The 16,289-nt window shown below is 66.8% G+C and carries 14 protein-coding genes and 1 other RNA gene; 12 read left to right on the top strand and 3 right to left on the bottom strand.

What is annotated here, in order from left to right; translation table 11 throughout:
• Positions 1-67 precede the first annotated feature (67 nt).
• From hemN to AC6IY7_RS03705, 3 genes are all read left to right on the top strand, one after another.
• A complete protein-coding gene (hemN, locus tag AC6IY7_RS03695) occupies positions 68-1,414 on the top strand; it encodes an oxygen-independent coproporphyrinogen III oxidase (RefSeq protein WP_497781675.1) in 1,347 nt (448 codons plus the stop codon).
• Between the two features lie 290 nt (positions 1,415-1,704).
• Complete coding sequence (locus AC6IY7_RS03700) at positions 1,705-2,445, top strand: P-loop NTPase family protein (RefSeq protein WP_497781677.1); 741 nt, start codon at positions 1,705-1,707, stop codon at positions 2,443-2,445.
• Between the two features lie 42 nt (positions 2,446-2,487).
• Entirely contained in the window at positions 2,488-2,982 is a 495-nt protein-coding gene (locus AC6IY7_RS03705) for a bactofilin family protein (RefSeq protein WP_497781678.1), read from the top strand.
• A 236-nt stretch (positions 2,983-3,218) separates the two neighbouring features.
• Here the strand turns inward: AC6IY7_RS03705 and AC6IY7_RS03710 are convergent, their stop codons facing one another.
• The 3 genes from AC6IY7_RS03710 to AC6IY7_RS03720 form a co-directional block, all read right to left on the bottom strand.
• Complete coding sequence (locus AC6IY7_RS03710) at positions 3,219-4,727, bottom strand: acetate--CoA ligase (protein WP_497781679.1); 1,509 nt, start codon at positions 4,725-4,727, stop codon at positions 3,219-3,221.
• 28 nt (positions 4,728-4,755) lie between these two features.
• Positions 4,756-5,697, bottom strand: a complete 942-nt coding sequence (locus tag AC6IY7_RS03715) for a ribose-phosphate pyrophosphokinase (RefSeq protein WP_497781681.1) — start codon at positions 5,695-5,697, stop codon at positions 4,756-4,758.
• Positions 5,698-5,820: 123 nt separating this feature from the next.
• On the bottom strand, positions 5,821-6,033 hold the full coding sequence (locus tag AC6IY7_RS03720) for a hypothetical protein (RefSeq protein ID WP_497781683.1): 213 nt from the start codon (positions 6,031-6,033) through the stop codon (positions 5,821-5,823).
• 167 nt (positions 6,034-6,200) lie between these two features.
• Here AC6IY7_RS03720 and AC6IY7_RS03725 point away from each other — a divergent pair, with 167 nt between their 5' ends.
• The 9 genes from AC6IY7_RS03725 (at position 6,201) to AC6IY7_RS03765 (ending at position 16,278) form a co-directional block, all read left to right on the top strand.
• Complete coding sequence (locus AC6IY7_RS03725) at positions 6,201-6,917, top strand: GNAT family N-acetyltransferase (RefSeq protein WP_497781684.1); 717 nt, start codon at positions 6,201-6,203, stop codon at positions 6,915-6,917.
• Positions 6,918-7,099: 182 nt separating this feature from the next.
• Positions 7,100-8,332: a tRNA 2-thiouridine(34) synthase MnmA gene (gene mnmA / locus AC6IY7_RS03730; RefSeq protein ID WP_497781685.1), complete on the top strand. Its 1,233-nt coding sequence runs from the start codon at positions 7,100-7,102 to the stop codon at positions 8,330-8,332.
• A complete protein-coding gene (locus AC6IY7_RS03735; protein WP_497781686.1) occupies positions 8,329-9,069 on the top strand; it encodes a class I SAM-dependent methyltransferase in 741 nt (246 codons plus the stop codon). The genes mnmA and AC6IY7_RS03735 overlap by 4 nt, the downstream gene beginning before the upstream one ends.
• 84 nt (positions 9,070-9,153) lie before the next feature.
• Positions 9,154-9,310: non-coding RNA, 6S RNA (ssrS, locus tag AC6IY7_RS03740), on the top strand.
• A 30-nt stretch (positions 9,311-9,340) separates the two neighbouring features.
• Entirely contained in the window at positions 9,341-9,931 is a 591-nt protein-coding gene (locus AC6IY7_RS03745) for a 5-formyltetrahydrofolate cyclo-ligase (RefSeq protein ID WP_497781687.1), read from the top strand.
• 141 nt (positions 9,932-10,072) lie between these two features.
• On the top strand, positions 10,073-13,009 hold the full coding sequence (locus AC6IY7_RS03750; protein WP_497781688.1) for a bifunctional [glutamine synthetase] adenylyltransferase/[glutamine synthetase]-adenylyl-L-tyrosine phosphorylase: 2,937 nt from the start codon (positions 10,073-10,075) through the stop codon (positions 13,007-13,009).
• 161 nt (positions 13,010-13,170) lie between these two features.
• Positions 13,171-14,055, top strand: a complete 885-nt coding sequence (locus tag AC6IY7_RS03755; protein ID WP_497781689.1) for a peptidylprolyl isomerase — start codon at positions 13,171-13,173, stop codon at positions 14,053-14,055.
• Between the two features lie 128 nt (positions 14,056-14,183).
• A complete protein-coding gene (argJ, locus tag AC6IY7_RS03760) occupies positions 14,184-15,431 on the top strand; it encodes a bifunctional glutamate N-acetyltransferase/amino-acid acetyltransferase ArgJ (RefSeq protein WP_497781690.1) in 1,248 nt (415 codons plus the stop codon).
• Positions 15,432-15,579: 148 nt separating this feature from the next.
• Entirely contained in the window at positions 15,580-16,278 is a 699-nt protein-coding gene (locus AC6IY7_RS03765; protein WP_497781691.1) for an HAD family hydrolase, read from the top strand.
• The last annotated feature ends 11 nt before the right edge of the window (positions 16,279-16,289 follow it).

Genomic DNA, 16,289 nt, shown 5'->3' on the forward strand with positions numbered 1-16,289 from the left:
CGCCCCAATGGACTAATCTCGAGCAAAAGGCCGGGGTTCACGGCCTTCCTCCATCGGAGCCGGCAAGATGACCAGCGCCTCTCTCGCTCTCGCCGAACGTTCGGCGCCGCGTTACACGAGCTATCCCACCGCCCCGCATTTCTCGGCGGATGTCGGGCCAGAGCAGGCCGCGCGCTGGCTGGCCGAGCTGTCGCCGCGGGCCAATCTGTCGCTCTATCTGCATGTGCCCTTCTGCCCGGCGATCTGCACCTATTGCGGCTGCCACACCAAGGCGCTGCGCCAGGACGCGCCGCTCACCTCCTATAAGGAGACGCTGCTGCGCGAGATCGAGCTCGTCGCCGCCTCGACGCCGGCGCGCCATGTGCGCTCCATTCATTGGGGCGGCGGCACGCCGAGCATGCTCGGCCCCGCGCGCTTCCGCGAGGTGGCGCATGTGCTCGGCGAGCAGTTCGACATCGCCCGCGACGTCGAGCATGCGATCGAGCTCGACCCGCGCCTCGTCGACGCCGCGCTCGCCGACGCGCTGGTCGCGTCGGGGGTCGATCGCGTCTCGCTCGGCGTGCAGGATTTCAATCCGCATGTGCAGAAGGCCGCCGGCCGCGAGCAGCCCTATGAGGTGGTGGAGCGCTGCGTCGCGCTGCTGCGCGCGGCGGGCCTCGAGGCGATCAATTTCGATCTGATGTATGGCCTGCCGGAGCAGAGCGTCGAGGATGTGATCCGCACCGCTAAGCTCGCCGCGGACCTTTCGCCGAGCCGCCTCGCCGTTTTCGGCTACGCCCATGTGCCCTGGTTCGCCGTGCATCAAAAGCTGATCGATCAGGCCGCGCTCGCCGGCGCGAACGAGCGCCTCGCCCAGGCGGAGGCGGTTCGCGCGACGCTGGAGGCGGAAGGCTTCGAGGCGATCGGCCTCGATCATTTCGCGCGGCCGCAGGACACGATGGCGCAGGCCGCGCGCAATGGCGAATTGCATCGCAATTTCCAAGGCTACACGACCGACCAGGCCGATGCGCTCATCGGCCTCGGCGTCTCCTCCATCGGCCGGCTGCCGCAAGGCTATATCGGCAATATCGGCGACACGGGGAACTGGCGCCGCTCCGTCGAGGCCGAGCGTCTGCCCATCTCGCGCGGGCTCGCCTTCACCGCGGAAGACAAAGCGCGCGGCGCCGTCATCGAACGCTTGATGTGTGATTTTACAGTCGATTTCGGCGCGATCGCGGCGGCGCATGATTTTCGCGAGGACGCGTTCGACGACGCCGTGCCGCGTCTGTCGACGCTCCTCGACGAAGGCCTCGTCGCGCTCGACGGACGCCGCCTGACGATCGCGCCGCGAGGCCGTCCTTTCGCGCGTCTCGCCGCAGCCGCCTTCGACGCTTATCTCGAAGCGAAGGCCGCCAGGCACTCTGTCGCCGTGTAAGTCGCCTTTCGGTCGACCGCCTCTCGAAACAGCGACGAGCGGACACATGCGAGACATGTCGACTCTGCGCCCTCGCATGTGATATTACGGATGTGTTTCTTATCCCCGGCTCAATTTCATCCGGCCCCGAGGCGGCATTGACAAAGTGGTCGTAAACTCGAATTGTCTCATTATGAACTAAGTATTATCGCCTAGGCGATTCTCACAACTTTCATCGTAAAGCGTCGCGTCGAGTCCACGAGTTCGTCGATCGAACGGCGCTGCGCAGATCATTCCGAGGAATCAGGATAATGCTCGCATCGCCGCTCGTTCTGGTCGGAGCCGACAAGGGCGGAGTCGGCAAAACGACGGTGACGCGGCTGCTCATCGACTTCCTGCAGATGGCGAACCGCGCGGTGCGCGTCTACGACACGCAGGCGCCGACCGGCGCGCTGAAGCGCTTCTATCCCGATATCGCAGAGATCATCGACATCAGAGACGTGCGCCATCAGGCCCGTCTCGTCGAAAGCCTCACCGCGCACAACGCCGTCACCATCGTCGACATAAAGGCCGGACAGCTCATGCGCACGCTGCGCTTCATGGAGGATGTCGGGCTGCTCGACGCCGCGGCGCATGGCGAGGCGCGCGTGCTGGTGCTGCATCTCATCGGCGCGTCCGTCGCCTCGCTCTCCGAGCTCGAGGAGGCCGGACCCTACAAGAGCAAATGCGAATACCGAGTCGTCAAGAATTTCATCAACGCCTCCAACTTCTTTCAAGAGAACCCCCGCTTCTCGGAGCGCTATCTCGGCGAGAGCGACGCCAGCCGCGAGATCATCGTGCCGCGGCTCGATCCGCTCGCCTATGAAGCCGTGGAGCTCAGCGGGCTGCCCTTTTCCTCTTTCGTGTTCGACGAGCCCGCGCGCGATGGCGAAAATCGACCGCGCTCCTTCGTGCTCCGCGGTTATGTGCGCACATGGCTCGAACGTTCATGGACCAATTTCGAAGCCGCGGGACTGCGCGACTACGTCGCTCCGCCCGCCGAGAATTTCTAATTCCAAGAAGCCGGTCAACGGCGCAACATAAAGGAGACCACTGTGACGAAGGACTTTCGACCCGAAGAAAAGAATGTCGTCTATATCGGCGAAGGCGTGTCGCTGACGGGTTCGGTGAAAGCGCAGGACACGATCGTCGTCGACGGCGCCGTCGACGGCGAGATTTCCTGCAGCCAACTGATCGTCGGCCCGTCGGGCGTCGTCAATGGCATGATCTCCGTTTCCGACGCGGACATCTACGGCCGCATCGGCACCGACATCACCATCAAGCAATTGCTCATCGTCCGCTCGACCGGGCGCGTCGAGGGCAAGTGGATCTATGGCGAGATCGAGGTCGAGAAGGGCGGCGTGCTGTTCGGCACGGCGGAATCGACGGAAATCCGCTCCGAGCGCAAGCCGGTGAACGCGAAGGAAGAGAAGGCCTCCTTCAAGAATTTCGAGAAGCCCGCTCTCGTCGCCTCCAATGAGGCCGATGCGGAGGCCGCGCCGATCACCAGCATTTCGTCGCGCGCGCTTCGCGATCGTCGCAAGGCCTGACGAGATCAGAGCGCATTCGGACACATGCTGTCCGAATGCGCTCTCGAGTTATGTGATTTGCATGTTTTTTCCGAAAACCACCGCGCGCTTTTCGGGAACATGCGCTCGTAGTCCGCTTCATCGGAACCGAAGGGTTTTAAAAGAGCGAGCCTTCAGCCTCGCATCTCGAGACACGTCAAATCATCTGACGCGAGGCGCTCGAGCGTTTCCAGCCGAAGTGGAAACGCGGAAAGACTCTAGGGCAATGCCGCGCGCATCAGCTTTCCATTGCGATTGCGCGGCAGCCCATCGAGAAAGACGATCTGTCGCGGTCGTTTGTAGGCCGCCAGATGCTCGGCGCAATGAGCGAGCATGTCCTCCTCGCCCAACCTCGCGCCGTCGCGCAGAATCACATAGGCTTTGATGATCGTCTGATCGTCGCGGCCGGGCCGTTCCGCGACCGCCGCATCGGCGACGAGCGGATGCGCCAGCAGGCACTTCTCCACTTCCGCCGGCGAGACGCGATAGCCGAGAGCGTTCATCACCTCATCGGCGCGGCCGTGGTGCCACATATAGCCATCGGCGTCGAACTCGACGAGATCGCCGGAGACGAACCAGTCGCCGCGAAACGCCTCTTTCTCTTCCTCCGGCCGGTTCCAATAGCGCAGCATCAAGCCCGGCTCGTCGCGACGCACGGCGAGCACGCCCGTCTCGCCGGGGCCGAGCGGCTCGATGCCCTCCTCACGCGGCAGCACCGCAACGATGCGGCCCGGCTGCGGGCGCCCCGGCGAGCCCGGCCGCACGGGGACCGTCGGCGCGCTGGAAATAAAGGTCGAGATCTCGCTCATGCCGAAGGCTTCATAAAGCTCGGTCTTCGCGCGCGCGCGCCATTCCTCGAAGAGGCTCGGCGAAAGAGCGGCGCCGGCGGTGAGTCCATGCCGCAGGCTCGAGAGATCATGCGTCTCGAGCTCCCCGTATTTGAGAATCTGCCGATAGACGCCCGGCACGGCGGCGAAGATCGTCGCGCGATGACGCGCGATGAGGCGCGGCCAGACGGAAGGGTCGGGCCGGCCATTGTAGAGCACGGCGCAAGCGCCATTGGCGAGCGGATCGACGACGCCGACGCCGAGCGTATAGGTCCAATTCATCGCGCCCGCATGCAGCATCACATCCGCCGATGTGAGGCCCTGCCAATGCGAATACATCGGCCGGCGCGCCCAGGCCGCGCGATGAGCGTGCAGCACGCCCTTGGGCCGGCTCGTCGTGCCGGAAGTGTAGACGAGATAGGCGGGATCGTCGGCGGCCGTGTCGGCGTAATGCGCGAGCGGCGCTCCCTGCGCGAGACGCGCGAGATCATCACCGCGCAAGACGGCGACGCCCGCGCGCTCATGCGCTTCGCTCTCGAAATCGCGGCCGAGCGCCAACGCGGCGGCGCCGCAATCTTCGCGCAGGAAAGCGGCCTCCTCGAAAGTGAGCTGCGAGGAGGCGAGCAGCGCGACATAGCCCGCGGCGATGGCGGCGAAATAAGAAAGGACGGCGCCGGCCTCATTGCCCATGCGGATCATCACCCGCGCGCCGGGCGAAAGGCCGAGGCCGCGAAAGCCCGCCGCCAGCGCGCGCACGTCGCGATCGAGCGCCGCATAGCTCCAGCTCTGCTCGCCCTCGTCGCCGACGATGACGATCGCCGTTTTGTCGGGATGGGCGCGCGCGTGATCGGCGATGCAATAGCGGGCGAGGTTGAAACGGGCTGGAACGGGTTCGATCATGTCTCGCGAATCTCTTCAGAACGCGCTGTCAGTCGAACAGGCTCGACACGCTCTCCTCGCGCGCCGTGCGGGCGATGGCCTCGCCGATCAGCGCGCCGATCGAGATGAAGCGAATGTTGCGCGCCTCCTGCACCGCGGACGTCGCCGCGATCGTGTCGGTGAGCACCAGCTCTTTCAGCTTGGAGGCGGCGACGCGCTCGGCCGCCGCGCCCGACAGCACGCCATGAGTGATATAGGCCGAGACCGAGGTCGCGCCCGCCGCGAGCAGCGCCTCCGCGGCATTGCACAGAGTGCCGCCGGAATCGACGATGTCGTCGACGAGAATGCAATTGCGTCCCGAGACGTCGCCGATGATGTTCATCACCTCCGACTCGCCGGCGCGCTCGCGGCGCTTGTCGACGATGGCGAGCGGCGCGTCGATGCGCTTGGCCAGAGCGCGGGCGCGCACCACGCCGCCGGTGTCGGGCGAGACCACCATCGCATTGGGCAGCTTGGCATGCGACTTGATGTCGGCGACCATGACCGGAGCGGCGAAGAGATTGTCGGTCGGAATGTCGAAGAAGCCCTGGATCTGCCCGGCATGGAGATCGACGGTCAGCACGCGGTCGGCGCCGGCCCTGGTGATGAGATTGGCGACGAGCTTGGCCGAGATCGGCGTGCGCGAGGTGCCTTTGCGGTCCTGCCGAGCATAGCCGAAATAGGGGATGACCGCGGTGATGCGACGCGCCGACGCGCGGCGCAGCGCGTCGATCATGATGAGCAGCTCCATCAAATGGTCGTTCGACGGCGCCGAGGTCGACTGCACGACGAAAGTGTCCTGCCCGCGCACATTCTCCTGGATCTCGACAAAGACCTCCATATCGGCGAAGCGCCGCACCTGCGCCCGGCACAATGGAACGCCGACATAGGCGGCGATCGCCTCGGCGAGCGCGCGATTGGAGTTGCCTGCGAGAATTTTCATCGCCGCCATCGAACCGCCTCGACCCTCACCACGTGACACGGCGGCCTCTTAGCAGCGATGCGGCCGTGGGACAATACGGCAGGAATATGACACATGCGCGCTCGGCCGCTCGACGGGTCAGGTTCGACGTGGTCACGCCTCGCCGCGGCGGCACACGATCTTGAGATATTCGAGGCCCTCGCGCGGAGCCAGCGTCGTGCGGGCGATCGTGGCCTGCCCCAGAAAGCCGCATTGCGCCTGGCTTGCCACTTTGGGGCCCAGAACGACGTCGATCGCCGTCTCGGGCCGGCATTCGCTCGGCGAGACGGAGAGCGAGCAGACGAGGATCATGACGGAATAGAGCATCGAAAGTTCTCCCCACAGGAGTTCGAAACCTCGAGATCGCCGCTCCTCCCCCGCGCCGGCGTGGACGCCGGTCGAGACTTATCGGATGATGAAGCTAGGGCATGTTCCATGCCACTGCGATAGGGTATGAGCGGGGGCGTCGCATTCCTCCCGACCATGAGACAAAAATGTCACAACCGTCGCCGGCCCGGCCGGCGCCTGCTCCGCTCACGTCTCCCTTCGCGCTTCCGACGCGCCTGCGCCTTTCCGGCCGGCTGACGACGCTCGTCCCGCTCGCGCCGGCGCATATCGACGATCTCTATGCGGCGACGCATGGCGACGAGCGCGAGGCGCTGTGGCGCTATATTTTCGTCGGCCCCTTCGCCAATGCGGCCGCCTTTCGCGCCGATATGGAGCGCAAGGCGGCCGCGGACGATCCGCTCTTTTTCGCCGTGCTCGATAATCGCGACGACCGCGCCCTGGGCTTTCAGGCCTATCTGAACATCGAACCGGCGAATCGCGCCGTCGAAGTAGGCTCTGTGCTCTATTCTCCGGCGTTGCAGCGCACCGCCGCGGCGACGGAGGCGCAATATCTGTTCGCCGCCCACGCCTTCGAGACGCTCGGCTGCCGCCGCTACGTCTGGAAATGCGACACCGCAAACGAGGCGTCCAAGGCCGCGGCGCTTCGGCTCGGCTTTGCTCCCGAAGGCGTCTTCCGCCAGCATATGATCGTCAAAGGCGCCAATCGCGACACGGCCTGGTTCTCGATGCTCGACAGCGAATGGCCGGCGCGAAAAGCGGCGTTCGAAGCTTTTCTCGACCCTGGCAATTTCGACGCCGCCGGGCGCCAGAAAACGCCGCTCTCGGCCTTGAACGGGCAAAGGCGCGCGGCAAATAGGGGATGACGGGCGCGCCCTCCAGCGGGCCCCGAGAACGGCTCGAGGCGAGAACGGCTCGGGCGGAGAGAACGGCACGGGCGGATTGCCTCGCGGGACAGATAATGGTTTACAATGAATTGCGAGCCGTTCGAGCGGAATTGACGCCCGCCCACGGGTCTCGTGAAACGCTCTTCGGACGGTCCCAGACGATGACGACGGCCGGCGCTCGCCTCCTCAACAGCCTCGATTTGCCCAAGCCGCCGGCGGAGACGCGCGTCGTGGTGGCGATGTCGGGCGGCGTCGACTCCAGCGTCGTCGCCGCGCTGCTCAAAGAAGAGGGCTATGACGTCGTCGGCGTCACGCTGCAGCTCTACGACCATGGCGAGGCGACGCATCGGAAGGGCGCCTGCTGCGCCGGCCAGGACATTCACGACGCCCGCCAGGTGGCGGCGCGGCTCGGCATCCCGCATTATGTGCTCGACTACGAGACCCGCTTCCGCGAGACGGTCATCGACACTTTCGCGCAGAGCTACGCCAGCGGCGAGACGCCCGTTCCCTGCGTCGCCTGCAATCAATTCGTGAAATTCGTCGATTTGTTCGAGACCGCCAAGGATCTCGGCGCCGACGCTCTGGCGACCGGTCATTACATCGCCTCGCGCGCCGACGATCTCGGCGGCCGCGCGCTCTACCGCGCCTTCGACGCCTCCCGAGACCAGAGCTATTTCCTCTTCGCGACGACGCGCGCGCAGCTCGACATGCTGCGCTTCCCGCTCGGCGAATACGCGAAATCCGACGTGCGCGAGTTCGCCCGGCGCTTCTCCCTCGACGTCGCCGAGAAGCCGGACAGCCAGGACATATGCTTCGTGCCGAGCGGCCATTACACCGATCTCGTCGAGCGCCTGTCTCCCGGCGCCGCCGTGCCCGGCGACATCGTCCATGTGGACGGACGCGTGCTCGGCCGCCACGCCGGCGTCATCCATTACACCATCGGCCAGCGCCGCGGCCTCGGTCTCGGCGCCGCCGTCGCCGGCCACGCCGCGGAGCCGCTCTTCGTCGTGCGGCTCGACGCCGCCAAGGCGCAGGTCGTCGTCGGCCCGCGCGAGGCGCTGGAGACGCGCCGTGTGGCTCTGCGCAATGTGAATTGGATCGGCGCGGGCGATCTTGCCGCTCTGCCGGCGGAGGGCCTGCCGATCTCGGCGCGCGTGCGCTCCACCCGTCCGCCGGCGCCGGCGCTGCTGCGGCCGCTTGCCGGCGGCGGCGCGGAGGTCGTCTTCGAGACCGGCGAATTCGGCGTCTCGCCGGGCCAGGCCTGCGTCTTCTACGAGCGCGGCGACGAGCGCGGCCGCGTGCTCGGCGGCGGCTTCATCGCCCAAGCGGAGACGGAGGCGCCCGAACCCGCCGTTGCAGAGTCCGCGCTCGAGCTCGATCGGAGCGCGGGATGAGCGATGCGCGCGGCGTCTCCGGCTTCAACCTCTTCGAGCGCGGCCTCGACCGCCAGGCGATAGAGGCGGCCTATGCGCGCTGGGCGCCCGTCTATGATCTGGTCTTCTCCAATATGCTGGGCCCCGGACGGCGCGCCGTGGCGACGATCGCCTCGCGCGCCGACGGCCGCATATTGGACGTCGGCGTCGGCACCGGGCTCGAGCTTCCGATGTTCCGCGACAAAGCGCGGGTCGTCGGCGTCGATCTCTCCGAGCCCATGCTGCAGCGGGCCTCCGCCCGCATCGCCCGCGAGGGGCTGAAAAATATCGCCGGCCTCGCCCGCATGGACGCGAGCCGGCTCGCCTTCTGCGACGCCAGCTTCGCCTGCGTCGTCGCGCCCTATCTGCTGACCGTCGTGCCGGATCCGGAGGAGACTCTGGACGAGCTCGCCCGCGTCGTGCGGCCGGGCGGCGAGATCGTGCTCGTCAATCATGTGAGCTCGCCGGACTGGCCGATGTCGGCGCTGGAGGAATTCATCGGCGAGAGCTTTTCCGCGACGCTCGGCTGGCGGCCGCAATTCCCCTGGTCGATCATCGGCGATTGGATCGACCAGCGCCCCGACATGCGGCTGACCGAGCGCCGCGTGCTGCCGCCCTTTGGCCTGTTCACGCTGACGCGCATCGAGCGTCTGGCGCGCTGGGGCGAGCACGCGCGCCGGCCCTATCGCGAGCACCGGCGGCCGTTCGAGCACGCGTGACGAGGCGCTTTTCGACGGCCCCCATCCCCTACGCCGACATTCCTGCCTCTGGCGTTCCCGCCCAGTCGGGATTACATTGTCGGAGCGGCGCTGCGGGGTGCGTGACGGACTTTAATTCCCCGGGGCCTTATCGATCTCTAAGGGAGCTGTCCCTGGCCTTGCCCGTGGGCTCGGCCACTACGGCGCCCACCTACGTTGTAGGTTTCCCGGGATCGATGTCCCACGGCTCACGCGGCCCGCGCTTGTACATATCGAACGCTCAAAACGCCCAATGACCGTCGACGCCAAGACCGAACTGCGCCGGCGGACGCTCTCCCGCCGCGACCTCGTCTCCCATGAGGAGGCCCACGCCGCCTCGCTCGCCGTGGCCGAACGCGCGCTGGCGCTGGTGCGCCAATTCGCGCCGCGCGCGCAGGAGACCGGGGAGGTCGTCTCGGTCTATTGGCCGATTCGCAGCGAGCTGAACACACGCCCGCTCATCGAGACGCTTTCCGCCGCGAAGATCGCCACGGCTCTGCCGGTGATGACGGCGGTGAAGCGCCCGCTGATTTTCCGCGCCTTCACGCCCGGCGACGATCTGGTGAAGGGCCCCTTCGGCCTCTCCGAGCCCCCCGAGACGCAGCCCTCCTTCGATCCCGACATCGTCTTCTCGCCGCTCGCCGCCTTCGACCGCAAGGGCTACAGGCTCGGCTATGGCGGCGGCATCTATGACGCAACGCTCTCGCAGCTTCGGGCGACGAAACGCATCATCGCGATCGGCGTCGCCTACGCTTGCCAGGAGACCGATACGGTGCCGACCGAGCCGCATGATCAGAAGCTGGATTTCCTGCTGACGGAGCGCGAGCTGATCGCTTTCTCGTGACGGGCGTTTGCGTCGCCGCGTTAGCCGCGTCTCGAGCCCTCATCCGACCCTCGCTGACGCGAGGGCCACCTTCTCCCGCAGGCGGGAGAAGGAAGCGCTCTGTTCTGAGAGGCGTCGCTGCGCGCAGGCAACGGACAAAAAATGACGCAGACCAATTCCGCCCGCTCGCTCCTCACTCGCTCCCTCCGCATCATAGAACCCGTCGATCCCGTGCAGGCCGCGGCCGCGCTGACGCGCGTGCTGGAGCGCGACGCCGATGGCGCGCTCGCCGCCGTCCTCGCGGCGCATGACAAGGCGCGCCCGCTGCTCGAGGGCGCCCTCGGCTCATCGCCCTATCTCACCGAGCTTTCCGCCCGCGATCCCGCCCGTCTCGCGCGCCTGCTCGAGGACGATCCGGACGCCAGCCTCGCCCGTCTCGTCGAGGCGACGCAAGGCGCAGCGAAAGGCGTCACGGAAGAGGCGGAGCTGATGCGCGCGCTACGCCGCGCCAAGCAGGAGGGCGCCCTGCTCGTCGCGCTCGCCGATCTCTCCAAGGCATGGGAGACGATAGAAGCGACGCGAGCGCTCACGCGCCTCGCCGACGCCGCGCTCGCCGCGGCCATCGCCTTCACGCTGCGCGAGGCCGCCACCGCCGGCAAGCTCGAGCTCTATGATCAGCGCATGCCGGAACGCGGCTGCGGCTGGATCTTCCTCGCCATGGGCAAGGAAGGCGCCTATGAGCTCAATTACTCCTCCGACATCGACCTCATCGTCCTTTTCGACCGCTCGCGCGCACGTGTCGCGGCGCCGGCCGAAGACGTCGATCTCTTCGTCAAAATGACGAAGCGCGTGGTGCGCATTCTCTCCGACATCACGCCGGACGGCTATGTGTTCCGCGTCGATCTGCGCCTACGCCCAGACCCCGGCGCGACGCCCATCGCCATACCGCTCGAGGCGGCTTTCTCCTACTATGAGAGCATGGGCCAGAATTGGGAGCGCGCCGCTTTCATCAAGGCGCGCGCCGCCGCCGGCGACATTCTTGCCGGCGAAGCGTTTCTGAAAGAACTCGCGCCTTTCGTCTGGCGCAAGAATTTCGATTTCGCCGCCATCGCCGACGTGCATTCGATCAAGCGGCAGATTCACGCCTTCAAGGGCCATGGCGAGATCGCCGCGCTCGGCCATGATTTGAAGCTCGGCCGCGGCGGCATTCGCGAGATCGAATTTTTCGCGCAGACGCAGCAGCTCATCACCGGCGGACGCAATCCCGCGCTGCGCGGCCGCGCGACATTGGAGACGCTGGACGCGCTCGTCGCCAATGGCTGGATCGAGCCGCGCGTGCGCGACGAGCTTCGGCGCGCCTATCTCTTTCTGCGCGACGTCGAGCACAGACTCCAAATGGTCGCCGACAAGCAGACACATGTTCTGCCGCGCGACGAAAAAGAGGCGCTGCGCATCGCGCGCATGGCCGGCTTCGCCACGCTCGAAGAGTTCACGCGCGCGCTGGTCGCGCGTCTGGAGATCGTGCAGAGCCATTATTCGCATTTGTTCGAGAGCGCGCCGCAGCTCTCCTCGCAGACCGGCAATCTCGTCTTCACCGGCGGCGAGGACGATCCCGGCACGCTCGAGACTCTCGCGGGCCTCGGCTTCGCGCATCCAAAGACGGTGACGGAGACCATTCGCGGCTGGCATTTCGGCCGCTATGCCGCGACGCGCTCCACCAAGGCGCGCGAACGCCTGACCGAGCTGACGCCGGCGCTGCTCGAGGCGCTGGCCGCGACGGAGAACGCCGACAAGGCCTTTCTCGCTTTCGACAGGCTGCTCGCCGGCCTGCCCGCCGGCGTGCAATTATTCTCGGTGCTGGTCTCCAATCCGCGTCTCTTGGGGCTGCTGACCGCGATCACCGGCGCGGCGCCCAAGCTCGCCGCGACGATCTCGCGCCGCCCGCGCGTGCTCGACGCCGTGCTGGAGCCGGCCTTTTTCGAGCGGCTGCCGGGCGCGGCCGATCTCGCCGCCTCCTTCGATCGCAGCCTCGCCGAGACGCGCTCCTATGAAGAGGCGCTCGACGCCGCGCGCGTCTTCGGCCAGGAGCAGAAATTTCTCGTCGGCGTGCGCATTTTGACCGGGGCGCTCTCAGTGGCGGAGGCGGGCCTCGCCTATGCTCGGCTCGCCGAATGCGTCATCGCCGCGCTGCTGCCGCGCGTCGAGGCGGAATTCGCCCGCGCCCATGGGCGCATAGAGGGAGGCCGCGCCGCCGTCGTCGCGCTCGGCAAGCTCGGCGGACGCGAGATGACCGCCGCCTCTGATCTCGATCTCATGCTGCTCTATGACGCCGATCCGCACGCCGAGTCGGATGGCGCGCGTCCGCTCGCCGCGGCGGCCTATTATGCGCGCCTCACGCAGCGGCTCATCACAGCGCTGTCGGCGCCGATGGCGCAGGGCCTGCTCTATGAGGTGGATTTCCGCCTGCGTCCCTCGGGCAGCAAGGGGCCGCTCGCCGTGAGCCTGCGCGCCTTCGAGGATTATCACGCGCATGAGGCCTGGACCTGGGAGCATATGGCGCTGACACGGGCGCGCGTCGTCGCCGGCCCCGGCGATTTTTCCGCCGAGGCCGAGACCGCGATCCGCGCCGCTCTGACGCGCCCGCGCGACCCGGAAAAGCTCGCCGCCGATGTGCGCGACATGCGCGCCCGGCTCGAGCGGGAAAAGCCGGCCAAGAGCCCGTGGGATTTGAAGCAGGCGCCGGGCGGCCTCGTCGATGTGGAATTCATCGCGCAATATCTGGAGCTTCGTAACGCGGCCGCGCATCCGGGCGCGCTCGCCGCGACGACGCGCGTCGCGCTCGAACGCCTGTGCGCCCTCGGTCTCCTCGACGCCGAAGCGGCGACGACGCTCACACAGGCGGTCTCGCTCTACCAGGGCCTCATTCAGCTGCTGCGGCTCGCCATCGACGCCGATTTCGACCCGGCCGACGCACCGCGCGGCCTCGTCGAGCTGCTGTTGCGGGCGGGCGAATCGCCGGATATGAAACAGCTCGAAGCCCTGCTCGCCGAGACCCGAGCAAACACCCGCGCGCTCTTCGTTTCCCTGCTCGGCGCGTGACGCGGGGTGAAGCCTACAAATTCGCTGAAGAATTCGTTAGAGATGATCCGATTTCGTCTGCGCGTTCCAAAAAATCCGTTTCCCCTTTGCGCGGACTTGCTCTAGTGGACCCCCTGTCGCGACAGGCCTCCCCGCCTGTCGCTCTTTTGTTGGAGAGCAACATGCCTCACCTCAAGACCACGCGTCTCGGCAGCCGGGGCGTTCTCGCCGCGATCGGCGTCTGCGCCCTGCTGGCGATGGGCGCGGCCTCGGCGCAGGCCAAGGTCCTCGCCAAGGTCAATGGCGTCGACATCACCGAGGACGACGTGAAAATCGCGCTCGACGATCTCGGGGCGGGTCTGCCACGGCAATTGGAGGGCAAGGCGCGCGAGAATTACATTCTCGATTTCCTCATCGACGAGCAGCTCGTGGTGCAGAAAGCGCAGCGCGACAAGCTCGGCGAGACCCCGGATTTCGCCAAGAAGCTCGCCTATTTGCGCGACAAGGCACTGATGGAGGCTCTGCTCGGCAAGATCGCCAAGGACGCCACCACCGAGGCCGCCGTCAAGAAGACCTATGACGAGGCCGCCAAAAATCAGAAGCCCGAGACCGAGATTCACGCCCATCATATTCTGGTGACGACCGAGGACGAGGCCAAGGCCGCGCAAAAGCGCGTGAAGGGCGGCGAGGATTTCGGCAAGGTCGCCACCGAGCTCTCCAAGGACACGGGCGCGCAGGGCGGCGATCTCGGCTGGTTCACCAAGGACCGCATGGTGCCGGAATTCGGCGAGGCCGCCTTCAAGTTGGAGCCGGGCCAGATCTCCGATCCGGTGAAGACGCAATTCGGCTGGCATGTCATCAAGCTGGACGAGAAGCGCCCGAAAGTCTTCCCGCCGCTCGACCAGGTGCGCGACCAGGTTTCCCGCTATGTGGCGCAGAAGGCCCAGTCCGACCTCATCGTCGAGCTGCGCCAGGGCGCCAAGATCGAGCGCACCGAGGCCCCGCCGGCCGAGGCCAAGCCGGGCGACAAGCCCGCCGAGGCCAAGCCCACCGAGAAAAAGAAATAGTCATGAGTCGGTAGTGAGTGGACAGTAGTGAGTGGCGTGCAGGCGGGCGGCCGCCCGGCCGGCCGCAAACTCACTGCTCGCCACTCGCTTGCCCCTTCGCACCCGCGATTTCAGGACAAATTCGCCCCATGGCCAAGGCCGCACCCGTTTCGCCGCTCGCCCCCAAGACCTATCCCGATATTCCGCCGATCGATGGCGTCCGCTTCGCCGTGGCGCAGGCCGGCATACGCTACGCCGGACGCACCGACGTCATGCTCGCCCTCTTCGACGAGGGGACGCAGGTCGCCGGCGTGTTCACCCGCTCCAAATGCCCCTCCGCTCCCGTCGATTGGTGCCGGGCCCGGCTCGACAGTGGCAAGGCGCGGGCGCTGCTCGTCAATTCCGGCAACGCCAACGCCTTCACCGGCAAGAACGGCAAGGAGGCGGCGAAGCTCTCCGCCAAGCTCGTCGCCGCCGCCGCCGGCGTTCCCGAGAAGCAGGTGTTCCTCGCCTCGACCGGCGTCATCGGCGAGCCGCTGGACGCCACGAAATTCGAGCCCGTGCTGGGCAAGCTCGCCGCCGACGCGCGGGGCGACGCCTGGCGCGAGTCGGCCTCGGCGATCATGACCACCGACACCTATCCCAAGCTCTCGACGCGCGTCGCGACGCTCGGCGACGTCGAGGTGCGCATCGCCGGAATCGCCAAGGGCGCCGGCATGATCGCGCCCGATATGGCGACCATGCTCTCCTTCGTCTTCACCGACGCGCCGATCGACGCCGAGGTTCTGCAGAGCCTCTTGTCGAAATCCGTGCAGGGCTCGTTCAACGCGATCACCGTCGACAGCGACACCTCGACGTCGGACACTCTGCTGCTCTTCGCCACAGGCGCGGCGGCGGAGCGCGGCGCTCCGGTGATCGAGAAGGCGAGCGACCGCCGTCTCGAGGATTTCCGCCGCGCTCTGGACGAGGTGCTGCTCGATCTCGCCCATCAAGTGGTGAAGGACGGCGAAGGCGCGCGCAAATTCGTCGAGGTGACAGTGATCGGCGCCGAGAGCGCCAAGGCGGCCAAGCGCATCGCCCTCTCCATCGCCAATTCGCCACTGGTGAAGACGGCGGTGGCCGGCGAGGACGCCAATTGGGGCCGCGTGGTGATGGCGGTGGGCAAGTCCGGCGAGGCCGCCGATCGCGACAAGCTGGCCATTTGGTTCGGCGACATTCGCGTCGCGCACAAGGGCCTGCGCGATCCCGATTACGATGAGGCGGAAGTCTCGCAGATCATGAAGCGCGACGAGATCGCCATTCATGTCGACATCGGCCTCGGCTCCGGCGCCGCGCGCGTCTGGACCTGCGATCTGACGAAGGAATATGTCGCCATCAACGGCGACTATCGCAGCTGATCATTTCCTTCGTGCGCGACTCCTTCTCCCGCCTGCGGGAGGAGGAAGCGCGCCCTCTGACATGCGCTCGTGACCTGTTCGTCATCGCAGCGTTTCGTGAATCGGCTTCTACTCGCCTCGGCTCGGGCGGCGGCGAGGAAGCGGACAAATGGTTTTCCCCCATACTGTAGAGGCGGTCCTCTTCGATATGGACGGCACGCTCCTCGACACAGAGCGGCTCTATGTCGACGCCTGGATCGCGGCCGGGCGCGCCGTCGGCGCCCAAATCACCGAAGACTTCTGCCATCGCATGATCGGCAAGCCCATGCAGGATTGCGAGATCATGATGATCGAGCGGTTCGGCGCCGATTTCCCGCTCGACGCCTGCATAGAGGCCTGCGGCGCCTTTGTCGCCCGCGCCTCGCGCGCCGGCGTGCCGCTCAAGGACGGCGCGCGCGAGCTCGTCGATTATCTCACCGCGATGAATATTCCGCTCGCCATCGCCACCTCCTCGCGGCGGCCGACGGCGGAGCACCATCTGAGCCGTTGCGGCCTGCTCTCGCATTTCTCCGTTCTGGTGACGCGCGATGACGTCACGCGCGGCAAGCCGCATCCCGAATCCTATTTGCGCGCCGCGCGGGCGCTGGGCAAGGAAACGCCGCGCTGCCTCGCGCTCGAGGATTCGCCCACCGGCCTGCGCTCGGCCGCCGCCTCCGGCGCGATGACGATATTGGCGCCGGACATATTGCAGCCCTCCTCGGAGGAGCGCGCGCTCTGCCTCGCCGTCGTCGCGAGCCTGCGCGACGTGCTCGACATGCTGCGCGCGCAGGCGAGCGCGCAGCGGCCCTTAGGGGCTTTTGCGCGCTGACGAAATTCGCT

The organism is Methylosinus sp. is20ea (genome assembly GCF_059718135.1).